Origin of the sequence: Bacillus sp. ES1-5 (genome assembly GCF_022487605.1) — a bacterium.
In the GTDB taxonomy this organism is placed as follows: Bacteria; Bacillota; Bacilli; order Bacillales; family Bacillaceae_G; genus Bacillus_A; species Bacillus_A wiedmannii.
In genome coordinates this window covers 832,833-859,298 of record NZ_JAKVPU010000001.1, presented here as the reverse complement: position 1 = coordinate 859,298, position 26,466 = coordinate 832,833, and the positions used below count along the sequence as shown (strand labels likewise).

The 26,466-nt window shown below is 34.6% G+C and carries 31 protein-coding genes and 2 pseudogenes; 22 read left to right on the top strand and 11 right to left on the bottom strand.

Features of this window, described 5'->3' with window-relative positions:
- The first annotated feature begins 12 nt into the window (after positions 1-12).
- Positions 13-1,125, top strand: a complete 1,113-nt coding sequence (locus MKO96_RS04420) for a metallophosphoesterase (RefSeq protein ID WP_240586805.1) — start codon at positions 13-15, stop codon at positions 1,123-1,125.
- A gap of 26 nt (positions 1,126-1,151) precedes the next feature.
- On the opposite strand, the gene MKO96_RS04415 is transcribed toward MKO96_RS04420, so the two are convergent.
- Positions 1,152-1,778 carry a DUF1648 domain-containing protein gene (locus tag MKO96_RS04415; protein WP_240586804.1) on the bottom strand — a complete coding sequence of 209 codons (627 nt, stop codon included), beginning with the start codon at positions 1,776-1,778 and terminating at the stop codon, positions 1,152-1,154.
- Between the two features lie 136 nt (positions 1,779-1,914).
- On the opposite strand from MKO96_RS04415, the gene MKO96_RS04410 reads away from it, so the two are divergent.
- The 9 genes from MKO96_RS04410 (at position 1,915) to MKO96_RS04370 (ending at position 6,559) form a co-directional block, all read left to right on the top strand.
- The gene (locus MKO96_RS04410) at positions 1,915-2,481 is read left to right on the top strand and encodes a GNAT family N-acetyltransferase (RefSeq protein WP_240586803.1); all 567 of its coding nucleotides are present in this window, start codon (positions 1,915-1,917) and stop codon (positions 2,479-2,481) included.
- A 6-nt stretch (positions 2,482-2,487) separates the two neighbouring features.
- Positions 2,488-3,048, top strand: a complete 561-nt coding sequence (locus MKO96_RS04405; protein WP_240586802.1) for a 2'-5' RNA ligase family protein — start codon at positions 2,488-2,490, stop codon at positions 3,046-3,048.
- A complete protein-coding gene (locus tag MKO96_RS04400) occupies positions 3,045-3,530 on the top strand; it encodes a GNAT family N-acetyltransferase (protein WP_000222830.1) in 486 nt (161 codons plus the stop codon). The genes MKO96_RS04405 and MKO96_RS04400 overlap by 4 nt, the downstream gene beginning before the upstream one ends.
- A gap of 12 nt (positions 3,531-3,542) precedes the next feature.
- The gene (locus MKO96_RS04395; protein WP_240586801.1) at positions 3,543-3,914 is read left to right on the top strand and encodes a cupin; all 372 of its coding nucleotides are present in this window, start codon (positions 3,543-3,545) and stop codon (positions 3,912-3,914) included.
- The gene (locus tag MKO96_RS04390) at positions 3,911-4,339 is read left to right on the top strand and encodes a GNAT family N-acetyltransferase (protein WP_240586800.1); all 429 of its coding nucleotides are present in this window, start codon (positions 3,911-3,913) and stop codon (positions 4,337-4,339) included. Before MKO96_RS04395 ends, MKO96_RS04390 begins: the two co-directional genes overlap by 4 nt.
- 203 nt (positions 4,340-4,542) lie before the next feature.
- Positions 4,543-4,968, top strand: a complete 426-nt coding sequence (gene ytfJ / locus MKO96_RS04385) for a GerW family sporulation protein (protein ID WP_000349987.1) — start codon at positions 4,543-4,545, stop codon at positions 4,966-4,968.
- A 160-nt stretch (positions 4,969-5,128) separates the two neighbouring features.
- Positions 5,129-5,905, top strand: a complete 777-nt coding sequence (locus tag MKO96_RS04380) for a hypothetical protein (protein ID WP_064473989.1) — start codon at positions 5,129-5,131, stop codon at positions 5,903-5,905.
- 51 nt (positions 5,906-5,956) lie between these two features.
- A complete protein-coding gene (locus tag MKO96_RS04375) occupies positions 5,957-6,277 on the top strand; it encodes a hypothetical protein (protein ID WP_048540982.1) in 321 nt (106 codons plus the stop codon).
- A gap of 69 nt (positions 6,278-6,346) precedes the next feature.
- The gene (locus MKO96_RS04370) at positions 6,347-6,559 is read left to right on the top strand and encodes a hypothetical protein (RefSeq protein ID WP_000798747.1); all 213 of its coding nucleotides are present in this window, start codon (positions 6,347-6,349) and stop codon (positions 6,557-6,559) included.
- Between the two features lie 30 nt (positions 6,560-6,589).
- Here MKO96_RS04370 and MKO96_RS04365 read toward each other — a convergent pair whose 3' ends face one another.
- Positions 6,590-6,928 (bottom strand): hypothetical protein, encoded by a 339-nt coding sequence (locus MKO96_RS04365; protein ID WP_001253201.1) that lies wholly within the window; start codon positions 6,926-6,928, stop codon positions 6,590-6,592.
- 204 nt (positions 6,929-7,132) lie between these two features.
- On the opposite strand from MKO96_RS04365, the gene MKO96_RS04360 reads away from it, so the two are divergent.
- The 5 genes from MKO96_RS04360 (at position 7,133) to MKO96_RS04340 (ending at position 11,905) form a co-directional block, all read left to right on the top strand.
- Positions 7,133-7,813: a class I SAM-dependent methyltransferase gene (locus MKO96_RS04360; RefSeq protein WP_240586799.1), complete on the top strand. Its 681-nt coding sequence runs from the start codon at positions 7,133-7,135 to the stop codon at positions 7,811-7,813.
- 94 nt (positions 7,814-7,907) lie between these two features.
- Positions 7,908-9,596: a formate--tetrahydrofolate ligase gene (locus tag MKO96_RS04355; protein WP_276314129.1), complete on the top strand. Its 1,689-nt coding sequence runs from the start codon at positions 7,908-7,910 to the stop codon at positions 9,594-9,596.
- Positions 9,597-9,686: 90 nt separating this feature from the next.
- Positions 9,687-10,214, top strand: a complete 528-nt coding sequence (locus tag MKO96_RS04350; protein ID WP_000460226.1) for a hypothetical protein — start codon at positions 9,687-9,689, stop codon at positions 10,212-10,214.
- 19 nt (positions 10,215-10,233) lie between these two features.
- Entirely contained in the window at positions 10,234-11,403 is a 1,170-nt protein-coding gene (locus MKO96_RS04345; RefSeq protein WP_000588609.1) for a DEAD/DEAH box helicase, read from the top strand.
- A gap of 121 nt (positions 11,404-11,524) precedes the next feature.
- Positions 11,525-11,905, top strand: coding sequence for a VOC family protein (locus tag MKO96_RS04340; RefSeq protein ID WP_240586797.1), 381 nt, complete (start codon positions 11,525-11,527; stop codon positions 11,903-11,905).
- 47 nt (positions 11,906-11,952) lie between these two features.
- On the opposite strand, the gene MKO96_RS04335 is transcribed toward MKO96_RS04340, so the two are convergent.
- Positions 11,953-12,591 carry a zinc dependent phospholipase C family protein gene (locus tag MKO96_RS04335; RefSeq protein ID WP_240586796.1) on the bottom strand — a complete coding sequence of 213 codons (639 nt, stop codon included), beginning with the start codon at positions 12,589-12,591 and terminating at the stop codon, positions 11,953-11,955.
- Positions 12,592-12,620: 29 nt separating this feature from the next.
- Positions 12,621-13,607, bottom strand: a complete 987-nt coding sequence (locus MKO96_RS04330) for a quinone oxidoreductase family protein (RefSeq protein WP_240586795.1) — start codon at positions 13,605-13,607, stop codon at positions 12,621-12,623.
- A 207-nt stretch (positions 13,608-13,814) separates the two neighbouring features.
- On the opposite strand from MKO96_RS04330, the gene MKO96_RS04325 reads away from it, so the two are divergent.
- Together MKO96_RS04325 and MKO96_RS04320 are read left to right on the top strand one after the other, a co-directional pair.
- Entirely contained in the window at positions 13,815-14,393 is a 579-nt protein-coding gene (locus tag MKO96_RS04325) for a sigma-70 family RNA polymerase sigma factor (RefSeq protein WP_240586794.1), read from the top strand.
- On the top strand, positions 14,390-15,070 hold the full coding sequence (locus tag MKO96_RS04320; RefSeq protein WP_240586793.1) for a DUF3600 domain-containing protein: 681 nt from the start codon (positions 14,390-14,392) through the stop codon (positions 15,068-15,070). Before MKO96_RS04325 ends, MKO96_RS04320 begins: the two co-directional genes overlap by 4 nt.
- Positions 15,071-15,122: 52 nt before the next feature.
- On the opposite strand, the gene MKO96_RS04315 is transcribed toward MKO96_RS04320, so the two are convergent.
- The 4 genes from MKO96_RS04315 to MKO96_RS04300 form a co-directional block, all read right to left on the bottom strand.
- Positions 15,123-15,365 carry a hypothetical protein gene (locus MKO96_RS04315; protein ID WP_240586792.1) on the bottom strand — a complete coding sequence of 81 codons (243 nt, stop codon included), beginning with the start codon at positions 15,363-15,365 and terminating at the stop codon, positions 15,123-15,125.
- Positions 15,366-15,675: 310 nt separating this feature from the next.
- On the bottom strand, positions 15,676-16,110 hold the full coding sequence (locus tag MKO96_RS04310) for a hypothetical protein (protein WP_078181557.1): 435 nt from the start codon (positions 16,108-16,110) through the stop codon (positions 15,676-15,678).
- Between the two features lie 85 nt (positions 16,111-16,195).
- Positions 16,196-17,176, bottom strand: a complete 981-nt coding sequence (locus MKO96_RS04305; RefSeq protein WP_240586791.1) for an MBL fold metallo-hydrolase — start codon at positions 17,174-17,176, stop codon at positions 16,196-16,198.
- 88 nt (positions 17,177-17,264) lie between these two features.
- Entirely contained in the window at positions 17,265-17,474 is a 210-nt protein-coding gene (locus MKO96_RS04300; protein WP_240586790.1) for a DUF3925 family protein, read from the bottom strand.
- Between the two features lie 368 nt (positions 17,475-17,842).
- Between MKO96_RS04300 and MKO96_RS04295 the strand changes: the two genes are divergently transcribed.
- The 5 genes and pseudogenes from MKO96_RS04295 (at position 17,843) to bsaA (ending at position 21,763) form a co-directional block, all read left to right on the top strand.
- The gene (locus tag MKO96_RS04295) at positions 17,843-18,289 is read left to right on the top strand and encodes a MarR family winged helix-turn-helix transcriptional regulator (RefSeq protein ID WP_240586789.1); all 447 of its coding nucleotides are present in this window, start codon (positions 17,843-17,845) and stop codon (positions 18,287-18,289) included.
- 32 nt (positions 18,290-18,321) lie between these two features.
- Positions 18,322-19,266, top strand: a complete 945-nt coding sequence (locus MKO96_RS04290; protein ID WP_240586788.1) for an acetyl-CoA carboxylase carboxyltransferase subunit alpha — start codon at positions 18,322-18,324, stop codon at positions 19,264-19,266.
- A gap of 123 nt (positions 19,267-19,389) precedes the next feature.
- Positions 19,390-19,508, top strand: a pseudogene (locus MKO96_RS04285) (IS6 family transposase); the annotation flags it as partial.
- Positions 19,509-19,629: 121 nt separating this feature from the next.
- Positions 19,630-21,067, top strand: a pseudogene (locus MKO96_RS04280) (IS4 family transposase).
- Between the two features lie 213 nt (positions 21,068-21,280).
- Entirely contained in the window at positions 21,281-21,763 is a 483-nt protein-coding gene (gene bsaA / locus MKO96_RS04275; protein WP_064473982.1) for a glutathione peroxidase, read from the top strand.
- An 82-nt stretch (positions 21,764-21,845) separates the two neighbouring features.
- On the opposite strand, the gene MKO96_RS04270 is transcribed toward bsaA, so the two are convergent.
- The 3 genes from MKO96_RS04270 to MKO96_RS04260 are packed head-to-tail and all read right to left on the bottom strand — an operon-like array spanning position 21,846 to position 26,247.
- Positions 21,846-24,074 (bottom strand): transglutaminase TgpA family protein, encoded by a 2,229-nt coding sequence (locus tag MKO96_RS04270; RefSeq protein WP_240586787.1) that lies wholly within the window; start codon positions 24,072-24,074, stop codon positions 21,846-21,848.
- Entirely contained in the window at positions 24,071-25,285 is a 1,215-nt protein-coding gene (locus tag MKO96_RS04265) for a DUF58 domain-containing protein (RefSeq protein WP_240586786.1), read from the bottom strand. The genes MKO96_RS04270 and MKO96_RS04265 overlap by 4 nt, the downstream gene beginning before the upstream one ends.
- Complete coding sequence (locus tag MKO96_RS04260; protein ID WP_240586785.1) at positions 25,285-26,247, bottom strand: AAA family ATPase; 963 nt, start codon at positions 26,245-26,247, stop codon at positions 25,285-25,287. The genes MKO96_RS04265 and MKO96_RS04260 overlap by 1 nt, the downstream gene beginning before the upstream one ends.
- Positions 26,248-26,466: the final 219 nt, after the last annotated feature.

Below are 26,466 nucleotides of genomic sequence, written 5' to 3'. Positions count from 1 at the left end.
GAGCGTTTATACTTGGAAAAAATAAAGAAATTATCTATACCAAATGATGGAAGAGTCATCATTATTTCTGATATTCATGGAGAATTAGATCTTTTTAAGGAACTACTACATAAAGTTAATTTTAAAGATGAGGATTATTTAATTATTAATGGTGATCTTTGTGAGAAAGGAAGAAATAGCATTGGCGTCGTAAACTATGTGATAGATCTTGTAGTTAGCAAGCCAAACGTTTATGTAATTGAAGGGAATTGTGAAGTTGTAGTTGAAGCACTTGTAAATGAAAATCCCGCGCTAATAAATTATTTATGTACGCGAAAGAATACAATTTTTAATGAATGGTTAGCGGAATTGAGTGTTACCGTTAATGAAGAAAGTGATATTTGTGAAGTGAAAAACATATTGATGGGTCATTTTTCAAAAGAAATAAAGTGGCTAACAGAATTACCAACAGCGATTGAAACAGAAGATTATATTTTTGTACATGCTGGCCTTGATGATAAAGAAGATTGGAAAGAAACAGAGCGCAAAAATGCGATAGCAATGCCAGAGTTTTTCAATAAATCACATAGAGCAAATAAGTATGTAGTTGTCGGTCATTGGCCTGTTGTAAATTATTCAGACAAGGCACCGTCTAACAATCCAGTTATTGATGAGGAGAAAAAGATTATTGCAATTGACGGTGGAAATGCGATTAAAGAAGCAGGACAATTAAACGCATTTATCATTCAAAGGACAAGAGCAGGTGATACGTTTTCTTATACATATGTAGACTATTTTCCAGAGTTTGAAGTGATAGCGGATTTTAATGCGAACACATCAATGCAGGGCGGGGTGACATATCCGTATTATTACATAGAGCCTATGGAGAAGATGAAAGATTATACGGTATGTAAGCAAAGAGAAACGAATAAATTACTCTCTGTGAAAAATGAATATATTAGACAACTTGATTCAGGTGAATACACAGTGAAAACCGATATTTCTTGTGCACAAATAAGTGTAAGAAAAGGGGACATTGTGTCTCTCGTTGATAATAGCTGCTCAGGATATGATTTAATTAAAAGAGATGGAGTAGAAGGCTGGATAGAGAAAGGTATTTTAGTTGAGATAGAAAAGATGAAATAGGAGGTATGGAGCCTCCTATTTTTTTATTATCTTTTTAAATGAGTAGATTGCTTACTGTCTTTCATAAGTAAGTAAATCGTACTCGGTAAAATGACAAGCGTCATTCCTAAAAAAATTGTGAGTATAGCATAACCCCTATACGGAGCAGGAATGATAAATGGAAGCCCGGCTAGGAAAATACCTGCTATCATCATTGAAATACTACAAATATTTGAAGCTCTTTTTTTAAGGTGCTTATCATTCCATTCCAATGAAATTGTTGATTTAGTCGTATCAATTTTGGAACTGAAATAACCTATTAATATAAATAAAACCCCTAATGCTAAAAATATTAAATGATCAAGAGGGAGTGTGAAGCCAAGAGCAATGAGAGCGATGACAATATCGACAAAAAATAAAAATAGTAAAATTGTGTTGCCGATCCAAAGGGGAGATTTCTGGTTACTCGCTGCTTTAGATAAAGCTAAAAATAAAAAGAATAAGAAGGAACATATAATTATATTTACGATAACAAAAGTGCTTTTATCCATTGTTGATGTAGGCGTTCCATTGAAGTCCCATTTCGTAACAATACTTGAAGGTAAGAAGAAATAGAGAATAATATTTGTCGTAATAATAGTGAGAAATAAGGCAATACTACATCGATTATTCATTGAATCACCAGCTTTCTACATGAATAATTGGTATCTTATAACAAAATTATACAATATAATAATTGATATTTGTTTTGATTTTTCTGAAAAAACATTATAATTATATATGAAATAAAGAGGGTTGTAGGAGGAAATTATGCAAAACGTAATAGTAAAAGGGAATAAAGTTATAATTCGTACAATTGAAGAATCAGATATAAAAACATTATGGAATCTCGTATTTAAAGAAGAAAATCCAGAATGGAAGAAATGGGATGCGCCATATTTCCCTTTCTCAATGCAAGAATACCCATCTTATAAAGAGAAGATGCAAACGCGTTTAAAGGAAGAACCTCTATCCAATTTAATTATAGAACATAACGGTCAAATTATAGGGACGGTCGGGTTTTATTGGGAATATAAACCGACGCGTTGGTTGGAAATGGGTCTTGTTATTTATAATCCAAATTACTGGAATGGTGGCTACGGTACAGAAGCGTTAACGTTATATCGAGATTTACTATTTGAAAAGATGGAAATTGGCAGAGTAGGAATCACGACTTGGTCTGGTAATGAACGGATGATGAAAGTAGCGGAGAAAATAGGAATGACTTTAGAAGGTAGAATGCGAAAATGCCGTTATTATAACGGAACGTACTATGATTCTATCCGAATGGGAATAATTCGTGAAGAATGGGAAGCGCTATATGTAATGAAGGGGTGAGGAAGTATGTACGCTATTATTGCTACATTTGATCGTGTGTTTACTAATAAAATTATAGAATTGCAAAATGAAATAACAAATATCATTGGCACAAATCAATTAGCCGGAGTAGAACCTCATATTACATTAGCTGATTACAATGAGTTAGATGTTAACTTATATATTAAGAAACTAGAGGAGTTTGTAGCTGTTCAAGAGAATATAGCTGAGGTAACTTTTCCTTCTGTTGGAATTTTTCCTACTAACGGAACAATCTTTCTAGCACCGACCATTACTGGTGAATTGATAAGGTTTCATCATTCTTATCATGATTATTTTAAAACTTTTCATAATAATTTAAATTCATATTATGTGCCTGGAAAATGGGTTCCGCATTGCACGATTGCAAATAGGTTACATGCAAATCAGTTTTTAAGTGTAATGGAATATATATATGAAAAATTTGATTATGCAACAGCTTCAATTGAGAAATTAAAATTAATTAAAGTAAATTATGAAAATGGTTCTGCCATTTCTTCTAGTATTTTAGCAGAATATAATTTTAAGAGAATGGAGACAACGAGATGACATATGTAATTAGAGAAATGAAGCAAGAAGATATCCATGCGGTACAATCAGTAGCGAAAGTTGCTTGGCATGATACATACGAAAGCATTATTCCAAGAGAGATTCAAGACAGATTTTTAGACGAGGCCTATTCTGATGAAAAAATGAAATATCGTCTTGAAAATACACATTTATTCGTTGCGGAAGAAGAGGGAGAAGTAATTGGCTTTGCGAATTTCTCGCCTGTTAGACTGCAAAACGAAGCAGAATTAGGTGCGATTTATTTGTTACCAGATCAGCAAGGAAAAGGGGTAGGAAGTGCTTTATTACAAAAAGGGTTAACGGAATTAAAAGGAATTCGGAAACTATACATTCATGTAGAAGCAGCGAATGAAAAAGGAAAACGTTTTTATGAAGCGAAAGGTTTTGCACAATTAGAGGAATTTGAAGAAGATTTTGAAGGACATATGATGCAGACAGTAAGGATGGTTTTATACGTATAGGGAGGCCTAATAATGAAAATTTTTGATTTTAGTGAAAAAGTGGGAAAGAAAATCTCAGCATTTCAATCTAATTTCATAATGTCAAAAATATTAAACCATCAAGGAAATGTACATATCGGTGCTATGCATTTACGAGAAAATGGAATAATTGGATATCATGAAGCAGTTGTATCACAGCTGCTTCTTATTGTGGACGGAGAAGGATATGTATGCGGAGCAGATAAAGAAAAAGTGAAGGTGGAAGCGGAACAATCTGTGTTTTGGGAGAAGGGCGAATTTCATGAAACGAGTACGGAAAAGGGATTGATGGCAATTGTAATTGAGTCGGAGGAACTTGAACGAGCAATATTAATGCCTATTAAAGAGGAGAGTTATGAAAAATGATAGAAAAGGCAAATCGGGAAGAAACGGACGAAATAATACAATATGCAGCTCAATCGCTTTTTGAAGGCACGAGGGGAAATTGTCAGTTAAGTACAGAGAAAGCAATTGAAATTACAAGGCCGATTGTAGAAAAGGGGGCATATTTTTTAGTCGTTAAAGAAGAAAACAATGTAATGGGATGGATATTAATCGGGGAAAATACGGACTATTTTTCTCATAAAAAACTAGGGTTTATATACGAATTGTATGTTTTTCCAGAGTACCGCGGGAAAGGGTTGTCAAGAAAGTTAATGGAGGCTGGTATTAAGGAATTACAAAAGCATTATTCAGAAATTCGTTTGAATGTATTTACTGGAAATTTTGCGAAAGAGATGTACGAAGAATTTGGGTTTGTTGAAAGACAGGTAATTATGACTTTGAAGTGAGAACATTAAGTAGGAGAAAAAATAAAAAAGGTCATTTAATGTGAAGTGCCCTTGAATTGTTAGAGACATCCATACAATTCGAGGGCAATTTTTTGTTTTTGCTGAGATTATAAAAATATTTTTGAAATCAATATAAAATTTTATGTTTAGTTCACCAACTTTCGGAAAAACTAGGAAAGATATGACAAAGGAGGTTATGAACGGTGGATCATCCAATTCAAGGGTTAATGAAAGCGGCAATGGAAAATTTAAAAGAAATGGTTGATGTAAATACGATTGTTGGAGAGCCTGTTCAAACGGCTGACGGTGGTGTGGTGTTAACGGTTTCTAAAGTAGCGTTCGGGTTTGGAGCAGGAGGTTCTGATTTCCAAACGAATGATGGACAAAGAGCGAACGGTAACCCTGCATTTGGTGGCGGTAGCGCGGGTGGTGTTTCTATTACACCAGTAGCATTTCTTGTAGTGAATAAAGATGGAGTAAATATTCTGCATCTACAAAATGCGACACATTTAGCAGAAAAAATGATTGAATTAGCTCCACAAACAATTGATAAAATTCAATCGATGTTCCAAAAAGATGAAAAGAAAGAGGGAAATCATCACCCTCAAAACCCAGATGAAATCCTTTAAAAACGCCTGCTCACGAGCAGGTGTTTTTTCTTGTAATCACTATGTAATAAAACACATGAAATTGTAAATAGTTTTTGAATTTTTTTCTATGTTTCTAAAATTTTTCATGTTAAAATATGCTATAGAATTGAAACATATAAAACGAAGGTGGCTAGGTGCTTTGTCTGGAGGATCTGACCAAGTAAAGAATATGATATATATTAATGGTAATCGTCGGGGTCATTGTTTTATTACATCAGGAATTACGTTTAAAGAGTTTGCAAGTAACATCCCTTCACCGCTTCATCAAGTGTTGCTTTTGAAGCATAACTTTGAATGGACAGATTTTCATTATCATACTTTATTTGAATATGTTGAGGAAGAAAATATACATAAGCTAATTCAAGCAGAGATTGATGAATTTGATGAATTTTGTTGGGTAGATTTTGATGATGCAAGCGATTTAGATGAATTAGAGCCAAAAGAAATTGCAGAGCTTTTATATTTGGCTCACAAAAAAGAACCACTTGCAAGAACATTCTTTCCGCTATTGAAAAATAGATTTGTTTATTTTTCACATGATGACGGATGGTACAACAAAGTGTATTATCGTAGAATTGCTGACTTTGTAGGGATGTTAAGTAAAGTCATTCCTTATAAACTCGGTGCTTTCGGTAAGAAACGTTTTTCTTTGTTCCAAAAATCAAAAATTTTCCCAGCAATTTCGAAAGAAGTGATCATGGGGCTTCTTCCATTAATGGAGGATGGTCTTTATATTGATCTAGCAGGGAAAATTGAGTCAAGAAGAGGTCTTGAAATTCCGGTATATGTAGTTGGTTCGTATGAAAGCACGGATGAGGTACTAGATAATATTGATGAATTGAAAGCAGAAGCAACAGAGACAGGTTGGCTCATTTTTGATAAGAAAGAACAAGAATGGCAATGGGTTGTGGACTAAGAAAACTTGGCGCATGCAGTCAAGTTTTCTTGTCATTTGAAAGGAGTACAAATGAAGAAATATTATACAATTGTGGGTATTGTAAGTATTATTCTCGTAGCGATTTTACTTATTACTTGTCCGAAAGAATCGGATTTTAAAGTATATGTAGAGGATAAGTATGCATTGAAATGTGATGAGAGTAGTTTTGAATGCACACAAAATGTAGATGGTAAAAAAGAAAAATTACAATTTGAAAGTACAGATGCACGAAATGGTGTATTCTTTATGACTGCAAAGCAAACATTTAAAACAGAAGCTGGTGTTACGAAAGAATATAGCGGAGTAGGAATGTTTGGTACATTTCTTTTTGTTTCAGAGAAGACTTTCTAGTAATAGAAGGTCTTTTTCTTATGCTTATGTTCATATAGATGAAGTAAGACAAGCATAGGAGGGGTAGTGATGAAGAATACATGTATCGTTTGCGGTGGTGAGGAGTTTTTTTCCTCAACTTTGTATGCACGGACGAAACAAGATTGGGCATATGCACCAAATATGTATCGATTTGAAAAGGTGTTTATTGAGCATCGGGATGAAGAGAATTATCCAGTGTTTCAAGAAATTACAGCGAAACATTGTTGTGGATGCGGTCATATTATGTTGTACCACGAATGAACACACCAAGTATAACTTGGTGTGTTTTTTTTAAAACGCTGACAAAGCAAGCGGATAGAGTAAAGTAAATAAAACAGAAAAACTACCAAAACCAATTGCTGTATATCCAAGTGTTCTTGCGCCGAAATTGACAGCTAATAAGCCGACTAAAATCGCAAGAGAGCCGAGTGTAACCGGATAAAATGCAATTGAGAAAAGCGAAAGAAATAAAGCGACATAGCCTACCATTGCACCGGTATTCGTACCTTCTATTTCATTTGCAATTTCTTTACGCTTATGTCTAATTGGTATGCCAGCTGGTGATATTTCAGCTGCATACTCTTCGTTTTTTTCACCACTTTTAAAATGATGATTTCTCTTTCTTCGCATGTACATCCCTCTCTTTCAATTGGGTGTACCTATAGTATCTTACATAAAGAGAAGAACATGAGTATGAGTTAAACCCAAGTAAAGCAAAAATTGGAGAATAAAGATTCCATTATTAGCTTGTACATCTCCTAGTGAAGATAAACAGGAATTTTGGAAAATGATGTAGAATGAAATGAGTGATAAAACGTGAAGGCAGGGGAATGTATGACGAAATTTAATTGGCATGAATCAGCAGAGAAAAAATGGGATAGTAGTGCAGAATTTTGGACTCAAAATAGTCAGGAGATGTGGGATAGCGGGAGTAGGAGTACAATTATTCCATTTTTTGAACAGTATGTGAAGAAAGAAGCTCAGGTGCTCGATGTTGGTTGTGGGGATGGATACGGTACATATAAATTAAGTCGCGCGGGCTATAAAGCAGTTGGAGTAGATTTATCAGAAGTGATGATTCAAAAAGGGAAGGAGCGTGGAGAAGGACCGAATTTATCTTTTATAAAAGGGGATCTTTCTTCCTTACCATTTGAAAATGAGCAATTTGAATCAATTATGGCAATTAATTCTTTAGAATGGACCGAGGAGCCATTACGGGCATTAAATGAGATAAAGCGCGTTTTAAAAAGAGATGGGTATGCATGTATTGCAATTTTAGGACCGACAGCAAAACCTCGAGAGAACAGCTATCTTCGTTTATACGGCAAAGACGTTGTTTGTAATACGATGATGCCTTGGGAATTTGAACAGTTAGCGAAAGAACAAGGTTTTGAAGTCGTAGATGGCATCGGTGTATATAAGCGCGGAGTAAATGAGAAGATGCTAGGTCAACTACCTATCGAGTTACAACAATCGTTAACATTCTTATGGGTATTTATGTTAAAAAACGTATAAAGAAATGAAAGAATTTTTAGGAGGTAAATAAGTGCAGAAAATACAAAAAACTGATACAATATCATCAGAACCAATTAAAGGGGGACTAGGGTATATGACAACTACTACAACAGTTAAATCCGACATTGAAATCGCACAAGAAGCGAGTATGAAGAAGATTCAAGAAATTGCAGCTGAATTAAATATTTTAGAAGATGAATTAGAGCCATACGGACATTATAAAGGTAAGTTATCTCTTGACATTTTTAAGCGCTTACAGGATGAGAAAGACGGTAAAGTTGTTTTAGTAACAGCGATTAACCCAACTCCAGCTGGAGAAGGTAAATCAACAGTAACAGTTGGTTTAGGTCAAGCTTTTAATAAAATTGGTAAGAAAACAGTAATTGCACTTCGCGAACCATCTCTTGGACCAACGATGGGACTAAAAGGTGGAGCGGCAGGTGGCGGTTTTTCACAGGTTGTACCTATGGAAGACATTAACCTTCACTTTACTGGAGATATTCATGCGATCACAACTGCTAATAACGCGTTAGCGGCGTTTATTGATAATCATATCCAACAAGGAAACACACTTGGAATTGATACGCGTAAAATCGTTTGGAAACGCTGTGTTGACTTAAATGATCGTGCCCTACGTAACGTAGTAATTGGTCTTGGTGGACCAGTTCAAGGTGTACCACGTGAAGACGGTTTCGATATTACAGTAGCATCTGAAATTATGGCCGTATTCTGTCTTGCAACAGATATTCAAGATTTAAAAGCACGTCTATCTCGCATCGTAGTTGCTTATAACTTTGCAAATCAACCTGTAACGGTTAAAGATTTAGGTGTAGAAGGTGCGTTAACATTATTATTAAAAGACGCATTAAAACCTAACTTAGTGCAAACGTTAGAAAATACACCAGCTATCATTCACGGTGGACCATTTGCGAATATCGCTCACGGTTGTAACAGTGTTATCGCTACAACAATGGCCGCAAAATTAGGTGATTATGTTATTACAGAAGCTGGATTTGGTGCTGATTTAGGTGCAGAGAAGTTTTTAGATATTAAAGCTCGTGCAGCTGGCATTAAACCAGAAGCAGTTGTTATTGTTGCGACGATCCGTGCGCTTAAAATGCATGGCGGCGTAGCAAAAGATCAATTAAAAGAAGAAAATGTAGATGCATTAGCAAAAGGTATGGAAAACTTACAGAAGCATGTTGAAACAATTCAAAGCTTCGGTGTACCTTTCGTAATTGCAATTAATAAATTCATTACAGATACAGATGCAGAAGTTACTTACTTACAAGAGTGGTGCAATGAGCGTGGCTATGCAGTATCCTTAACAGAAGTTTGGGAGAAAGGTGGCCAAGGCGGAGTTGATCTTGCTGAAAAAGTATTAAAAGAAATTGAAAAAGGTGAAAATAACTACGCACCACTTTATGAATTAGAATTACCATTAGAAGAAAAAATTCGTACAATTGCTCAAAAAGTGTACGGCGCAAAAGATATTGAATTCGCTCCGAAAGCACGTAAGCAATTAGCTCAATATGAAGGAGAAGGTTGGAGTAACCTACCAATTTGTATGGCGAAAACACAATACTCTCTTTCTGACGATGCAACAAAATTAGGCCGTCCATCTGACTTTATCGTTACAATTCGTGAGCTAAAACCATCTATCGGTGCAGGGTTTATCGTTGCGTTAACAGGAACAATGTTAACAATGCCAGGCCTTCCAAAACAGCCAGCAGCACTACAAATGGATGTAAATGAAGATGGAAAAGCAGTAGGTTTATTCTAAAAGGTTGTAATTCATCTCGTTTATCTGTAAACTATATATACATCAAGTGGCGCCTTTCCATCGAAAGGCGCCTGTTTTTTGGAGGAAATTATGTTTGATCCAACTGCTTTTGATAATTTAAAAGTAATCGTAGAAGGTGCTGTTTATGATTTTGATTTACATGGAGATATTCTTGTAACAGATCGAAAAGATATGATGGACCTTGCATCATTAAGTCGTATATACCATATTTCATTTCAATTAACAGAACCGTTCGAACCGGTAGTAAAAGCAACATTTTCACTATCTGTCGATGCAAAGAACTTGTCTGGTGAAATATTGGAAGTACCACAATTTACACCAGGTTGTGAAATGAAGTTAGCATTTTCATTCCCGATAGAAAAGCCAGAGGTAGTGTGTGAAGAAATTGAAACTTTCATGCATTCTATATGGGGAAAAGAAAGAATGATTACGCAGAAAATTTCATACGAATATAATAAGCAAGCGATTTCATATCATAATAAGGTAGAGGTTCTATTTCAAAAAGCGATTACAGAAGACCATGTTGATGATTTAATAGCTGTTATTTCACACATGATAGAAACGGTGCGAACAATACAACATTTTCTTCAAAAATAGAGATAAAGGAGAAAAACAAATGATAAAAGATATGCAACCATTTTTACAACAAGCTTGGGAGAAGGCTGGTTTTAAAGAATTAACTGAAATTCAAAAACAAGCGATTCCAACTATTTTAGAAGGACAAGACGTTATAGCTGAATCTCCAACTGGAACAGGAAAAACATTAGCGTACTTATTACCCCTTTTACATAAAATTAATCCTGAAGTAAAACAACCACAAGTTGTTGTTTTAGCGCCAACACGTGAGCTTGTCATGCAAATTCACGAAGAGGTTCAAAAGTTTACAGCAGGGACTGAAATTTCAGGGGCATCTTTAATTGGTGGTGCAGATATTAAGCGCCAAGTTGAAAAATTAAAGAAACATCCGAGAGTAATTGTCGGTTCACCAGGACGTATTTTAGAATTAATTCGAATGAAAAAGCTAAAGATGCATGAAGTGAAAACGATTGTATTTGATGAGTTTGATCAAATTGTAAAACAAAAGATGATGGGCGCAGTACAAGATGTAATTAAATCTACAATGCGAGATCGTCAATTAGTATTCTTCTCGGCGACAATTACAAAAGCGGCAGAAGATGCTGCACGTGATTTAGCAGTTGAACCACAATTAGTACGTATAACACGTGCAGAGTCAAAAAGCTTAGTTGAGCATACGTATATCATTTGTGAGCGACGCGAAAAAAATGATTACGTAAGAAGAATTATGCATATGGGCGATGTAAAAGCAGTTGCTTTCTTAAATGACCCATTCCGTTTAGATGAAATTACTCAGAAATTGCAATTCCGTAAAATGAAAGCAGCAGCTCTTCATTCAGAGGCAAGTAAGCAAGAGCGTGAAGCAACGATGCGTGCTTTCCGCAGCGGGAAATTAGAAATTCTACTTGCTACTGATATTGCAGCACGTGGAATAGATATCGATGATTTAACACATGTAATCCACTTGGAGTTACCAGACACAGTAGACCAATACATTCACCGCTCAGGACGTACAGGACGTATGGGTAAAGAAGGAACTGTCGTTTCTCTTGTAACACAACAAGAAGAGCGTAAATTACTTCAATTTGCAAAAAAACTAGGCATCGTATTTACGAAGCAAGAAATGTTCAACGGATCATTTGTAGAAACGAAACCGAAAGCACCAAAGAAAAAGAAACCAGCATTTACTGGGAAGAAAAAGCCTAGATAAGTGAAGGGGAAGGCGTAACTATTTGTAGTTACGTCTTTTTGATTGTAATTGAATGAAAAAGGAATAATAATAGTACCTGTAGAAAGCTACATAGAATAAAAAACCATTAGGGGGAAATGAAATGATCCATAAAGTCGGACAAATTATGTTATATGTAAATAATCAAGATGAGGCAGTACATTTTTGGACAGAAAAGGTAGGGTTTCATGTAGTAGCAGAGGAAGATAACAAGCAAGGAATGAGATGGATTGAAATTGCGCCGACTAGCGGTGCAGAAACGAGCATTATATTACATAATAAAGAAGTTATTTCTAAGATGAGCCCAGAATTAAATCTTGGTACACCGTCCTTAATGTTCTTCTCAGAAAATCTTGATCAATTATATACAGATTTAAAAAATAAAAATGTTACTGTTGGTGAAATGGTAACAATGCCTTCTGGTAAAGTATTTAACTTTGCTGATAGTGAAGGCAATTATTTTGCGGTTATGGAAAAGAATTAATAATAATATTGTTATGTGAAAATCCCCCTCAAACATATTGAGGGGGATTAAATCTTTGAAATGAATTTTTCATGAGAGAGTTGTTTAATAAAAAATGTCCCTTTTTCAATAGCCGTTTCAATATAACCAACGATTTGGTTAAACGTAAATACTTGTAAGTCTTCATGCAAATGTTGCTTTGGATATAACATATCTTCAAAAAGATACTTTCGAAAAGCTAAAACGTTTTCTTTAGAAACCTCTTCAATATCTATAATGTGAGCCTCTTGATTGAGAAGAGAGAAGAGCTGCTGTTCTTTATCGTAATGATGAAGCAACTTTGCATTCAACAATTTAAAATCGTTATAGTACATAGGTGCGATAGTTTCGTCATTTTCTATTCTATTTTTTAACCATGGTAGAAAAAATCCACTTAGCCAATTGTCATCGGCAATGAGATGGGTGTAATAGCCAAGGAGAAAAGGGGAATCCATATGAGCTTTATATTTTTGAAAAAAAGAATTGAAATCTATCCTTCTCGTATAGTTTTTCGTTGTGCCAGCGTAAAAGTGTGAAGTTCCTTTTTCTTCTGCTGAATGAACTGCATCGGGGGCTACACCTCCAAGTATGAAAGAAGTTTTATCTTGGATATATAGTTTTTCGGCAATCTTGTTAGCGATAATAGCATGCATAATTCGTGATCCCATGAATGACACCTCGATTTCAAGTATTCATTTCAGGAAGAGGACTGAACAGTTAGTATGACTTTCCCTGTACTTTTTCTACTTTCGACCCATTCATGTGCTTTCCCTGCATCTTGAAGTAGAAAAGATTTCGTGGCTTTAATTTGTAAACTTCCGTCACGCAAATAGCGGAAAACTTCATTTGCAGTTTTTTGGAGGAGTTCAGGACGTTTTTTTCGTGTAGTGCCGAAGCTAAAACCGAGTATAGAGCGGCAACTTGCATGTAAATCTTTCGTTTGAAAGTTACCAATTTCACCGCTTGCATTACCGAAATGAACGAGGCGACCGTAATAAGCAAGACATTTTAAACTTCTTTCCGAAACCGTTCCAGAAATAGAATCTAAAATTACATCGACCCCTTCGCCATTTGTCAGCTCAGTGACTTTCTCTACAAAATCCTCATCTTGATGACAAATAACATAATCAGCTCCAGCATCTAAAGCTATTTTTCTTTTTACTTCACTCCCGACAGTACCAATAACGGTTCCAGCCCCTAATCGTTTTGCAAGTTGAATTGCTGTCGTACCAATTCCACCAGCCGCTGTATGAATGAGTACAGACTCACCTTGTTGAAGCCTTGCAACATTTGCGAGTAAATTATAGCTTGTAAAAGATACAATCGGACAAGCAGCGGCGGTTTGAAAATCGACTTTATCAGGTAAAACGAAAGTAAGGTTTTCGTTTGCGACAACGTATTCTGCGTAAGATCCATTTTGAGGAAAAGCAATGACACGTTGTCCAGGATAAATATTTTTCACATGAGAACCGACACGTTCTACAATACCAGCGGCATCTATCCCTGGTATAAAAGGTAGTGCTTTATTTCCTTTTTTACCATAACGGGATTTAATATCGGCGAAATTTACACTTGTAGCAACAACGCGAATCAAAACTTGATTTTCTGAAATAGTCGGCATATCTACATCTGTATAATTCATCACTTCAGGACCACCGAACGACGTTACAATGATAGCTTTCATTATATATCCTCCTAAATTTGATTATATAAATCATTTTAAATCGTCATTAGAAATTGGAAAATTATATAATAGTTATGTGTGATTATAAGTGAAGCTTATGAACTGATTGAATCATTATATTAATTTATATAAAAAAACTTTTGAAAAAATCGAACGAAATATCAATTACTTGCCAATATAAAGTGTAAGACAAAGGAGGGATGGAATATGAAGGATGAAACGGTGTATATAGATTTAATCCAATTAACTTTATCAGGCAATAAAGAAGCGTATAGCGAATTGTATGATAAAACGATTCAAGAAGTATATAAAACAGCACATTTTTTAATAGAAGATAAAACGGATATAGATGATGTCGTTCAAGAAATATACATACAGCTATATGAATCGCTTCGTAAGTATGATAGCGAGAAGCCATTTCGCCCTTGGCTAATTGGACTTACGATTAAACAAATTCACTCTTATAGAAGAAAGAGGTGGATGCGACTACGAATTATAAAAAAAGCAGAAGAGCAAAGAAAACCAGTACAGATTGATTTTTCTAACGATGTTGTAAGTAAAATATCAAACCAAAAACTAATCGAACTCATTCATAAATTACCGTATAAATTGAAACAAGTTATTATCTTAAGATACTTACACGATTATTCACAAGAAGAAGTAACAGAAATATTACATATTCCAATTGGTACTGTGAAATCTAGAATTCACGCAGCACTAAAAAAACTACGTCAAAAAGAGCAAATAGAAGAAATCTTTTTAGGAGAGGTAGGGAATGTGAAATGAGTTTAGATTGTAGAGTTAGAGAATCTATACAAGAAGAAGCGAATGGGATTGTTGCCCCGCCCGAGTTAAAAGAAAAAGTAATCGTTCAAATAAAAATGAATCAAGGGGGGCGTAAGAGAAAGAAACGTCTTTTCGCAGGAGTGCTTGCAGCGGCTTTTTTAATCCCGACGACTGGTTTTGCGTATCAATCTATTATGGCGGATGGTATATACGGGTCTTTCGAGAATTTAAAAAAACATGCCGGAACGATGACGTTAGAGGCGTACATGCGTTTTAGTGCAAAATTATCAGAAGCGAAAGATGAGATGGGTGCGAAGGAATATGAAGAGTTTACAAAAGAACTAAAAAAATTAACAAATGCAAAGCTTGCGTACGGAGATTCAAACGGTAATATTGATTATGATCAATTATCACTAGGAAAAAGAGAAGAAATGAAAAAGGTAAGTATGAGCCTTCAACCATACTTTGATAAATTAAATGGTCATAAATCTAGTAAAGAAGTATTAACACAAGAAGAGTTTGACCGTTATGTGGAAGCTTTAATGACATATGAAATCGTACGAGTGAAGACAAAATCAACTGGTGGGATGAAAGTAGAAGAAGTACCTGAGGCGTACAAAGAAAGATTTATTAATGCGGAGCAGTTTATGGAGTATGTAGATGAAAAGATGAGATAAGTAAAAAGCTCAAAGCCTAAGCTCTGAGCTTTTTTATTGAAACGTAAATTTCTTAACCTCCTATTCCTTTTGCTAGCAATAAGAAATATACAAATACTAATATTACTGCATTTAATGCTGTACCAACTATTCCGAATAACCAATTTTTTGATGCGATTGCAAAAATAATACCGAGTAATGAGAGAATACCTAGTATCGAAATAACTAAAGTTAAATTTGCATTAGGTCCTCTTAGAATAAAGAAAGAACATATGCTTGTGAGAAACGTTAGAAACGAGAAAGTCCCTAATTTCATAATAAGTCTCCCTTGTTTGAAATGTATTTTGACTTAGTGCACGACTTTCTTAAGTTTAACATAAATTTCCTATTGTCAATTAAATATATGAACAATAAAAAACGAGTATAAAATCTATGCGATTTCATACTCGTTTTGTTATTACATAAATTTCCTTATCGCATGTATAGCAACTCTTACAAGGAGTATGACACTTATAAATAAACTATCATAACCAACGAAACTTAAAAATTGAACATTAAGTTCTTTTGCATACATGTCAGGGCATAATTATCTTGATTTGCATAATAAAGTGAAAGTGGGAAATCACTTAGTTATATTCCTTACTATTCTCTTTGTCTTTTTGTATAAAACAATCTAAAAGAGAATAGCCAGCTATTAAACTTATTATCGTAACAAAAGTTGTATTTATAAGAATAATATTAGCTAAATAAGGTAGGTATGCACCAACGGGTGAAAAGAGTAGAGCTGGAGAAAAGGAAATGAATAGCGTCGGCAACGTAATCGCGATAAATTTATCCGGTTGAAAGCGCCAGTTTTGTTTACTCGTTTCGCGATTAATGGATTGAAGGAATCGTAATAAAATGCCAACTATAAGAGGGAAGAGTGTAAAGTAGAATAATCTTGGATAAACGTTAAAGTTCACCTGCGCGTCTGTATCTAAATAAAATTGAATTTTCACTCCGACAAATAATAATAAGACGATAAATAATGTAAAGCAGAGGTATAGCATCACTTTTTGCATTGCATTCCACCATCCTTTACTCAAAATATATTCAAAAAAAGAAGAGATATACAATAACTACTGTTGTATATCTCTTCTTTTACGGTTAGTTAATAGTGGAGTTTGCTTTTTCTTGCTTCGTGAAATAATCTATAATGCCCATCGCGCTAATTTCTATATCTAGATGTAAAATGTTATAAACGGAATGATCTGATGGGACGTTTAATTTTGTAAGGTGAGAAGAGAGTTTATCCATTAATACAGTTTGTAAGACTTTAGTCGCTTCATCAAAATCATTATATTGTTCAAAGACCTCTTTTCCAGTATGAACGAAAATAGGTAACCAATGTTCCAGTTGGTTATATACTTCTATAACATTGGATGATGCGCCGTAATGGCCGAAATAAATAGTATCTACATTCATACTTTGAATATGATTTTTAGAAGCAATCATCGCATCTGGTTGGAATTGTGAAGGAGACGTTGATGGTAAATATAGTTCTACACCAAGGTCTGCTAGTTCTCTATAATAAATTCCAATTGTATCGCCAGTAAAAATGCCGTTTGTTAATGAATCGTGAATGCTAATATGGTGCTTAGCATGTCCCGGTGTATCGTAAAATGTAAGTGTACGGTCTTCGGCAATTTTTAACGTATCACCATTTTGTACAATACGAACACGTTCTTCTTCTATAGGAAGAATTGGATCAAATAGTTTATCGAAATCTTCTTTGTATACAGCTTTTGCGCCTAAAATGAGTTTTGTTGGATCAATCATATGACGAGCACCGCGAGAATGTACATATAAAGTAGCATTTGGGCACTTTTGCATCATTAACCCTGCTGCACCTGCGTGATCTAAATGAACATGTGTAACGACAATGTTTTTTACATCGTTTAAATCAATATGTAATTGTTGTAAGCCGTCTAAAATATACGGAAGGGAAGGCGCTGCACAAGTTTCAATTAAAGTAATATCATCACATAATGAAACGTACGTACCAGTTCGTTCATTATGTTGTAAATCGAAATCATCAATCAGATATAGGTGAGAAGATAATTGCTCTACTTTTTTCATATTTACCACTCCTTATATACTGTATGTTTCTATTATACGCTAAAATAGAAAAAAGGCAGAAAACGAAAGTCTCGTTTTCTGCCTTTTTAAAGTGTTGTTATTTTGCTTGTTCTTCATTGAGAGACATAACAAACAGTCCAACAATGCCACCAACGATTGGAAGCATAATCTCTCCTGCTAAATTAAAGTAGGAGCTTAAAAATAAACCATTAACATCGATTACCCAGCCAATCACATACAATAACATCATATATAGTACGAAATAAAACTCGCGATTTGAAATCGTTTCATGTTGTGCAGTTTTCATAATGAACACCATCCTTTTCTTTTATAATGGAATATAAACTGTCACATTTTGTTCACAATTCAATTGTAAAACTTTCCAACATAAAAGTCTAGTAGTTTGTGTCGAATTTCCGAACGGAAATAAAGCGTTATCATTTTTGGGGTAGTTTTATTTTCTTAGCATGATTGGGATGAGCGGTACCCCATAAAGGCCCCTGATACATAATTGATGTTCTGTCATTTGTAGAAAACAATCCGCTTATACCATTTTAACAAGAAGAAATATCTCGTCCATGTTGTAATATTGGCTTACGTTAAGCTTGTGAAAAAAACATATTCATGTATAATACAATTGATGTATGATACATTAGTTGTAGGAGGGTGACCTTTTTGAAAAGAGAAGATGCCTTAAAACTAAGAACAGATATTAAGAAAATGATTATAATAACTGGGGTTTTTGAATCTCAAAATTTGCCCAATGGACCATTTGAAAAACCTTTACCAACTTCTCAAATGATGGCATTAGAGGAACTAGAGGTGGAAAAATTAACTGTTTGGCAACTATCCAATAAACTTAGATTAGAGACTTCAACTGTAAGTAGATTGGTAGATAAGTTAGTAAAAAAGGGGCTTATTTATCGTGAAGTAAATGAAAAAAATAGAAGAGAACTTTTTCTGCACCTCACAGAAAAAGGTCACATAACTGTTAATTACTTAAGAGAGCAATCCATTACATTTTATCAAAGTATTCTCAATAATTTATCAGAATTAGAACAAAAAATAGTTGTGGATGGTTTTGAATTATTTATTGATTCTATTTCTAAGCCTTTTGATTAGAGTGAGGTAAATCATAACATTTGGAGGATAAAATGAGTTTGGATTTTGAACGTCCTATTATTGAATTAAAAGAGAAATTTGATGAATTAAAGAAAATTATGAAAGAAAATAATGTAGATTTATCGTCAGAAATTCATGTATTAGAAAAACGTTTAAATAAAATGCAAGATAAAATTTATTCTAATATTACACCTTTTCAACGAGTTCAAATTGCAAGGATACGTAACCGGCCCACGACATTGGACTATATACCTTTATTGTTTACAAACTTTCTCGAACTTCATGGTGATCGATTATATGGTGATGATAAAGCAATGATAGGTGGTATTGCAAAATTTAAAGGGATGCCCGTTACGGTTATTGGTCATCAAAGAGGTAGAAATACAAAGGAAAGTATAGAAAGAAATTTTGGAATGGCACATCCAGAAGGTTATAGAAAAGCGCTAAGACTTATGAAACAAGCTGATAAATTTAATCGCCCTATTATTACATTTATTGATACAATAGGCGCCTATCCAGGGAAAGGGTCTGAAGAACGTGGAATTTCTGAAGCGATAGCTCGAAATCTATTTGAAATGGCTACACTTAAAGTGCCAATTGTTTGTATTGTAATTGGAGAGGCATCAAGTGGTGGAGCTCTTGGCATTAGTGTCGGTAACCATATCCATATGTTAGAGTATTCATGGTACTCGGTAATTTCGCCAGAAGGAGCGGCATCTATCCTATGGAAGGACGCTAAGTATGCTCCAGAAGCTGCTGAACATATGAAAATTTCAGCAAAAGATTTAAAACATTTAGGAATTATTGATGAAATCATTCCTGAAATTAAAGGTGGAGCACAAAATGATATAAAATCACAGGCAAAAATGATTGAATCTGTAATCGAATCATCTCTAAAAAAATTGATACTATTATCCTCGGAAGAGCTTATACAACAGCGATATGAAAAGTATAGACAAATAGAGAATTATAAATGAAAGTATTTAAAGTCCGTATTACATTTCGGAGGATTCTCGCGAAAAAATTCTAAAAATTTTGTAAGTAACCTCTTAAACTGGGATATGCTGATACTATTATTCTACAAAAGATGTGTGATCGGTATGGAAAAGGAAAATTTGTTCAAATGGAAGCATTATCAGCAAGGTATTATTTTGTTAACTGTACGTTGGTACGGTACAACTTAATTTTTCGTGATTTAGTAGAAATGATGAGGAACCAGGATTATCCTACCATTATGCTAGAAATATATATGTTATATTTTCTTTTCCACTACCTTTGCACCAGAACCAAAAAATACGCTATTCTTTCTGTAGAATCATAGGAAAGGATGGCGTTTTTGTATGTATCTATCAATTTCTGATGAATTACAATTATTTGCTGAAGAATTATATGAACATCTTACCCCTTCATTTTTGGAAAATCTCGCTAGAGAGCTAGGTTTTGTAAAACGAAAACGTAAATTTTTAGGGTATGATTTAGCTACTATATGTGTCTGGATTAGTCAACGAGTAGCGAGTGATTCATTAGTCCGATTGTGTAGTCAGCTACATGCATCAACAGGAACTCTTATGAGTCCTGAAGGACTAAATAAGCGCTTTAATAAAAAGACAGTGTTCTTTTTGAAACATATTTTCTCCACATTATTAAAAAATAAAGTTTGTGGAAAGTCAGCAATTCCAAGTGCTTCACTTACCTATTTTCAGCGAATTCGTATTTTAGATGCAACCATTTTTCACGTACGAAAACACTTGGCCAATGTATATCCTGGATCAGGTGGTTGTGCACAAACAGCGGGTATAAAAATCCAGTTAGAATATGATTTACATAGTGGTCAGTTTTTAAATTTCCAAGTGGAACCAGGGGAAAATAATGATAAAACCTTTGAAACAGAGTGTTTATCAACATTACGCCCTGGTGACCTATGTATTCGGGATTTAGGCTATTATTCACTGGATGATTTAGATCAAATGGATCAACGTGGTGTGTACTATATATCGCGACTCAAATTAAACAATAGGGTATATGTCAAAAATGAATTTCCTGAATACTTTCGAAACGGAACAATAAAAAAACAATCTCAGTACATCAAAGTTGATTTAGAGCACATCATGGATACCTTAAAACCAGGACAGTCCTATGAAATAAAAGAAGCTTATATTGGAAAGGATAAAAAACTATTCACTCGGGTGATTATGTATCGATTAACAGAAAAACAACTTCGTGAGCGTATGAAAAAACAAGTGTACACAGAAAGTAAAAAAAGGGATTACATATTCGGAAAAAAGCAAACGATTAGCTGGCATGAACCCATATGTTACCAATACACCTTGGGAGATTGCTCCGATGGAACAAATCCATAATTTTTACTCTCTCCGCTGGCAAATTGAAATCATTTTTAAAACTTGGAAATCCTTATTTCAAATTCATCATTGGCAACATATTAAACAAGAGCGATTAGAATGCCATGTTTATGGAAAACTCATTGCCATTTTTCTATGTTCTTCTACTATGTTTAAGATGCGACAATTAATTTTACAAAAGAAGAAACAAGAATTAAGTGAATATAAAGCAATTGGAATGATTCAAGATCACTTATCGAGTTTGTATCAAGCCATACAACAAAACATCCAAGAAATAACAAAGATCCTAATCAGCCTGTTCCACCTCCTACAGAAGAACGGAAGAAAATCTCATCGATATGAGAAGAAGACTGTTTTTGATATTATGGGTGTTGTTTATGAGTATAATGGGTTGAAAAAACAAAAGAAAGTTGCATAATTAAAAAAAGGAAACCCGTTAGGGTTTATTTGGTATGCATATTATTAAGAGTATGCTTCTATTTTAGGAATGCTTTACCACCACAAAATGAAAGTACACTTTGTTTTCATTTTTAAGTTGATAGGCATGGGGTAAATACGTAATAAGAGCTGTATATTCACGAATGTAGTATAGTATAAACATAGAATGATAGTGAAGAGAGGAGCAAGGACAATGACAATTTATGATTTTTCAGCTAAAACGATAACAGGAGAAGATAAATCGTTAAAAGATTACGAAGGAAAAGCACTTCTTATTGTAAATGTAGCTAGCAAATGTGGTTTTACACCGCAATATAAAGGATTACAAGAAGTATATGATAAATATAAAGACCAAGGACTAGAAATACTCGGTTTCCCTTGTAACCAATTCGGAGGACAAGAACCAGGTACAGAAGCAGATATTACTAGTTTTTGTGAGTTAAACTACGGTGTGAATTTCCCGATGTTTGCAAAGGTTGATGTGAAAGGTGATAAGGCACATCCGCTTTATACATACATGACAGAACAAGCACCAGGGTTACTCGGTATGAAAGCAGTGAAATGGAACTTTACTAAGTTTTTAATCGGAAAAGACGGGAAAGTAGTAGGGCGTTTTGCGCCGCAGACGAAGCCGGTAGATTTAGAGGTTGAGATTGAGAAGGTACTTGGAGAATAACTAGAAGTTTCACTTTATTGAAAAAGCCTCAAAGAACAATGTAGTTCTTTGAGGCTTTTTCTTTTAACTCACATTATCAAGATTAAATTGCTGAATGGAAGTCATTTGATTTAGGCGGAGAGGCTGCTTTTTTCATAAGAATTTCCCATAAGTTTACGGATTTTTCCCATTCTGCTGCGGATTGTCCCTTTTGATACATAGCGTTCTCATAACTGAAAGTAAGTTGTTGCATATCGGCCGAATTGTAAAGTGTATCGATGTGGAGAGCATATTCTCGGAATGTTTGACTTTCCCCTCGTGGTATACCAATTCTCGTGAATTGTTTCAAAAGTGCACCGTAAGCTTTGCTATAAACAGCATCATCTTTTCGGTATTTATAGAAAAGAATGATAAAAAATGTACTCCATTTCATTCTAGTAGTGAAGAGAGTGTATCCTATAATACTAATTAGTATCGAAGAGAGGAATACGTACCACCAAGAAAATCTATTTTTAGCATTTGTAAGCTTTTTAGTAGGAGCGTCTTCTGTATCTTCAATTAAACTTTTGAGCTTTGCTTCATTGTTTCTTTTGTGCATTTGCGCATTTTGAGAATTAGTATCTTCGCTATTTTGTATAGTAGGAGCAGGAGTATTATTCGTAAAATTATAGGGATTGGTAAATCCTTTTGTTGGTTCGAATGGAATCCATCCGTATCCAGGGAAATATACTTCGACCCAAGAGTGTGCGTTATCGTTCGCGATTTTATAAACATCCTCACCTTCAGCACCAACAAGCGTATTATCAAGAGTTCCTTCTGTATACCCTTTTACCCAGCGAGCAGGGATTCCGGCAGAACGAAGTAACACGATCATAGATGTCGAAAAATTATTACAGTAGCCGCTTTTTGTATCAAAAAGAAATTGATCTACATAATCTTGGTTTTTGGCAGGGAACAACACATTCATTGTTTCATATACGAAAGAATGGTCGGTGAAGTAATTTTCAATAGCTAATACTTTATCATATCGGTTGTCTTTATCATTTGTTAGATTAACAGCTAAGTCTCTCACTCGCTGCGGTAATGATTCGGGAAGTTGCGTGTACTTTGTCATGAAATAAGGATTTGTTTCTTGACCTTCATTCGTTTTTACAGCTTTCAAGTTTTCTATGGAAAACTCCGGGACCCCATATGTTACTTTATATGAATGTAAAGTAGTAGAAGAATCTCCGTCCATCGTATAGATTTTTTCAGAAAATGGGTCAACGCTGTATGATACATCTGAAGAAGCCTCAACTGATATTAACCCTGCTGGATAGGTAAGGTGAGGATATCTTTTTTGCATGTTGATTGTTGCCTTAGTTGTCTCCGTTTTTGTATGTTGTTCGTACCAGCTCACGACGTCGTTTTTATTTTTAAAAGAAACCTTTTTTTGATTTTCAGAAACTTCCCAGCCTTTTCCTGTATAAAAATCTTTCGTTTCGACTCTCCAATATTGTTTGTTTTGCGTTTGTGCTGTGAAAACAATTGTAGGATCTGCCTTAAAAGGACCGCCTAATCGCGAGTCATCTAAACCATACCCAATTTTAGAAACTTCTTGTTTTTTACTTGCTTCGGATGTGTTGAATTTTAAAAAATCCATTGGGTTTGGCCATTGAGGGCCAAATTTTGGAGCAAAGTATGCGATAGTTGCTGACAATACAATAAATATTGTAAGAGGTTTAAGTAATTTTGAGATTTCTCTAGCATAATTTTGTAAGTGTTCCATCTCTTTTATTCGTTCTATGCGGAGAAGACTAAGCATAAAAAAGCCGATGACAACAGTACGAATAATAGCGTAGTTTGCATGATATAAATGTAAGTTATGAAAAACGGTGATATAAATAATAGTCAATATAAGAAATAACAGCCCACGTTTTTTATGAATCATCCAAAAAGAGATGAAAGCACTCAAAAACCAAAAGGATAAAAAAAATAAAAGTGTTGGAAAAACTGGAGAAACATCTAGCAAATTCCCCTGAAATAACAAGGAGGCATTTCGAGAAATATCAGTAAAAAATTTCATTAGCCAAGATGGATTTATAAAAGCGTTTTTATAATATAGGAAATGAATGATGAATAAAATTGTGACGGTCTTTATTGGAATCTGCCACCTTGTTTGAAAAAAAGAGAGCGTGAAGCAAATCCCTATAAATATTACGAAAATATCTAATCTACCTACGTTTGTAATACCTATAAGGGGCCTTAGCCATTCTAGTAAAAGTAGAAATGCGCATGCATGCATGAAACATCTAGTCATATCCCATTGTTTTTTTACCTGTAATGTTATCATTTGCTCACCTCAAAAAACACGTTTGTATACTGGTTTCCATAAACCACATTTACAAATATTTTTCGTTTTTGTAGAGTTTCTAGAATACTGAGTTCTCGGTGTGAGAGTTGATTTGCTTTTTCTTTTACGACAAACACCATTAATTTTCTATTTTTTATAGCAGCAAAGTCAGCCGCCTTTTGAATATCGGGAGAAAGATCGCTTGTCACGAGTATAATCGTGACGGGCTCATAAATTTTTCTTAATTCCATTTCTACACTCCGGGAGAGCGGGAATACACTATCTGCTTGTACTTTCGCTAAATGACAAAAGATTTGATGTAACTGACTATCTCCATTGTCTAAAGGGAAAAAATTTCGTTCTTTTCCGACAGATACGAATGACGCCGGTGAATTTTGCTTCAAGACAGACCTGACAATAGAGGCAGTAAATGTGACGACTGATTCGAATAGAGGGGATGGGGTTCTGTCCATGAATATCATAATATTATGGCTGCGCTGTTGTTCAAACTCTTTCGTCATAATGTTGTTTGTTCGTGCAGTTGCTTTCCAATCAATCCATGAAAAGCGGTCACCAGGTTTATAGTCTCTCACACCGACAGAAATGGTAGAGTCTTTTACTAAATTTATATTTGCTGAAAGTGCTCCTTGTTCGAAATGATTTTCCATTTGTCGATATGTTATATCTACATACTGAGGGTAGACTAAAAATGTATCTGGAACTGAAAAAGTTACTTCTTTCTCCATCATACCGAATAGATCACCAGTTTTGACACGTACGCTTGAAAAAAAGTGCTCTCCTCTAGGTATTGTGTCAATTGCATATTGAAACGAAATATTTCGTTTCAATCCTGGAAAGAGTATTCCCTTATTTACTTTCGTTTGTTTACAATTTTTGAATTGTAATGGCAGTTCATCTTCTATAATTAAATAAAGTAAGGGAAATGGAAAACTTCTTTTTATTGTAATCGTACTTAAAAATGGTTCTCCTGCTACATATTCGTTTTGATTTGTTATTCGTGTTACCTCGGCGTTCCGTAAAGCAAAGAAGGGAAGCAATAGTGAATAAAGGCCAATAGGAATCGCACTGTAAAACAAAAACCAACTTACAAATCCTCCTTGAAGCATAGCGTATACAAATGTTAAGACTAGGCATAACGGAATGAGTGATAACTTAGTAAAATGATAGAGTGCTCGTAGTATCCGTTTCATTAAAGGTTCATCTTCCTTTGAGTAGGTACGGTAGTTCGCGCAACGATTTTTGCGATAACTTGTTCTCCTGTTATTCCTTCAAATTTTGCCTCCATTTTTAGAATGAGTCTGTGAGCTAACACGTAGGGAGCTAAAAATTTAACATCGTCAGGAATAATATAATTTCTGCCATGGATGAATGCATAAGCTTGTGAAGCTTTCATTAAAGCAATCGAGCCACGTGGACTTGCGCCAAGCTGTATAGAACTATAAGAACGAGTCTGACTAACAAGCTTTACAATGTAATGCTTGATTACTTTGTCCATGCTTATTTCCCGTACGCTCTGTTGTAAATAAAGTAATTCTTCTATTGTTGTAATAGCTTGTAAATGGGAGAGGGGATTTGTTTTTTCCATCCTGTTTAAAATTTCAAATTCTTCTTCTGGTGTAGGATATCCCATTTTTAGTTTCAATAAGAAACGATCGAGCTGTGCTTCTGGTAAAGGATATGTTCCTTCATATTCGACCGGATTTTGTGTAGCCATTACAAAGAACGGTTTTGGTAACGGTCTTGTCATGCCATCTATTGTAATATTGCCTTCTTCCATACTTTCAAGTAAGGCAGATTGTGTTTTTGGAGATGTACGATTAATTTCATCAGCAAGTATAAAATTCCCCATGATTGGTCCAGGTTTGAACTCAAATTGGAGCTCTTTCGGATTATAAATAGAAACACCTGTTACATCTGACGGCAGTAAATCAGGTGTGAATTGAATTCGCTTGTAATCAGCATCAATGGATTTAGAAAGAGCACGTACTAACATTGTTTTCCCAACGCCAGGAACATCTTCTAATAGTACATGACCTTCAGCTAAGAGTGCTGTTAAAGCTAAGATTGTTTCTTTTCGCTTTCCGACCATTAATTTTTCAATATTGTTAATTATTTTTTCTACAATGGGATGTAACGAATCAAGATGGTGCATCGTAAGCCCCCTAATTTTATTATCATTTTCTAATCTATTTAGTGGAAAATAGAATTTATCTCTCTATTTGCGAGTAGTGAAACTCTTATCTTTAATTCTAAGAATATTCAGATTATTTATCTAATTATATCTAGTATAATTGTTTCTGTAACTAAGGGCAATATGGTAAATAACGATTTCTAGTTTTATGTGAAATATGTCTGGATATAAAATAATATC

What these genes read in the sequence shown, in the direction of transcription:
- MKO96_RS04320 (WP_240586793.1), top strand. Translation starts at nt 14,390, where the DNA reads ATGAGTTTAGATTGTAGAGTTAGAGAATCTATACAAGAAGAAGCGAAT.
- MKO96_RS04260 (WP_240586785.1), bottom strand. Translation starts at nt 26,247, where the DNA reads ATGCACCATCTTGATTCGTTACATCCCATTGTAGAAAAAATAATTAAC.
- MKO96_RS04290 (WP_240586788.1), top strand. Translation starts at nt 18,322, where the DNA reads ATGAGTTTGGATTTTGAACGTCCTATTATTGAATTAAAAGAGAAATTT.
- MKO96_RS04310 (WP_078181557.1), bottom strand. Translation starts at nt 16,110, where the DNA reads ATGCAAAAAGTGATGCTATACCTCTGCTTTACATTATTTATCGTCTTA.
- MKO96_RS04360 (WP_240586799.1), top strand. Translation starts at nt 7,133, where the DNA reads ATGACGAAATTTAATTGGCATGAATCAGCAGAGAAAAAATGGGATAGT.
- bsaA (WP_064473982.1), top strand. Translation starts at nt 21,281, where the DNA reads ATGACAATTTATGATTTTTCAGCTAAAACGATAACAGGAGAAGATAAA.
- MKO96_RS04355 (WP_276314129.1), top strand. Translation starts at nt 7,908, where the DNA reads ATGACAACTACTACAACAGTTAAATCCGACATTGAAATCGCACAAGAA.
- MKO96_RS04375 (WP_048540982.1), top strand. Translation starts at nt 5,957, where the DNA reads ATGAAGAAATATTATACAATTGTGGGTATTGTAAGTATTATTCTCGTA.
- MKO96_RS04410 (WP_240586803.1), top strand. Translation starts at nt 1,915, where the DNA reads ATGCAAAACGTAATAGTAAAAGGGAATAAAGTTATAATTCGTACAATT.
- MKO96_RS04330 (WP_240586795.1), bottom strand. Translation starts at nt 13,607, where the DNA reads ATGAAAGCTATCATTGTAACGTCGTTCGGTGGTCCTGAAGTGATGAAT.
- MKO96_RS04370 (WP_000798747.1), top strand. Translation starts at nt 6,347, where the DNA reads ATGAAGAATACATGTATCGTTTGCGGTGGTGAGGAGTTTTTTTCCTCA.
- MKO96_RS04395 (WP_240586801.1), top strand. Translation starts at nt 3,543, where the DNA reads ATGAAAATTTTTGATTTTAGTGAAAAAGTGGGAAAGAAAATCTCAGCA.
- MKO96_RS04340 (WP_240586797.1), top strand. Translation starts at nt 11,525, where the DNA reads ATGATCCATAAAGTCGGACAAATTATGTTATATGTAAATAATCAAGAT.
- MKO96_RS04415 (WP_240586804.1), bottom strand. Translation starts at nt 1,778, where the DNA reads ATGAATAATCGATGTAGTATTGCCTTATTTCTCACTATTATTACGACA.
- MKO96_RS04350 (WP_000460226.1), top strand. Translation starts at nt 9,687, where the DNA reads ATGTTTGATCCAACTGCTTTTGATAATTTAAAAGTAATCGTAGAAGGT.
- MKO96_RS04390 (WP_240586800.1), top strand. Translation starts at nt 3,911, where the DNA reads ATGATAGAAAAGGCAAATCGGGAAGAAACGGACGAAATAATACAATAT.
- MKO96_RS04405 (WP_240586802.1), top strand. Translation starts at nt 2,488, where the DNA reads ATGTACGCTATTATTGCTACATTTGATCGTGTGTTTACTAATAAAATT.
- MKO96_RS04300 (WP_240586790.1), bottom strand. Translation starts at nt 17,474, where the DNA reads ATGAAAACTGCACAACATGAAACGATTTCAAATCGCGAGTTTTATTTC.
- MKO96_RS04365 (WP_001253201.1), bottom strand. Translation starts at nt 6,928, where the DNA reads ATGCGAAGAAAGAGAAATCATCATTTTAAAAGTGGTGAAAAAAACGAA.
- MKO96_RS04400 (WP_000222830.1), top strand. Translation starts at nt 3,045, where the DNA reads ATGACATATGTAATTAGAGAAATGAAGCAAGAAGATATCCATGCGGTA.
- MKO96_RS04270 (WP_240586787.1), bottom strand. Translation starts at nt 24,074, where the DNA reads ATGATAACATTACAGGTAAAAAAACAATGGGATATGACTAGATGTTTC.
- MKO96_RS04325 (WP_240586794.1), top strand. Translation starts at nt 13,815, where the DNA reads ATGAAGGATGAAACGGTGTATATAGATTTAATCCAATTAACTTTATCA.
- MKO96_RS04335 (WP_240586796.1), bottom strand. Translation starts at nt 12,591, where the DNA reads ATGGGATCACGAATTATGCATGCTATTATCGCTAACAAGATTGCCGAA.
- MKO96_RS04315 (WP_240586792.1), bottom strand. Translation starts at nt 15,365, where the DNA reads ATGAAATTAGGGACTTTCTCGTTTCTAACGTTTCTCACAAGCATATGT.
- MKO96_RS04265 (WP_240586786.1), bottom strand. Translation starts at nt 25,285, where the DNA reads ATGAAACGGATACTACGAGCACTCTATCATTTTACTAAGTTATCACTC.
- MKO96_RS04345 (WP_000588609.1), top strand. Translation starts at nt 10,234, where the DNA reads ATGATAAAAGATATGCAACCATTTTTACAACAAGCTTGGGAGAAGGCT.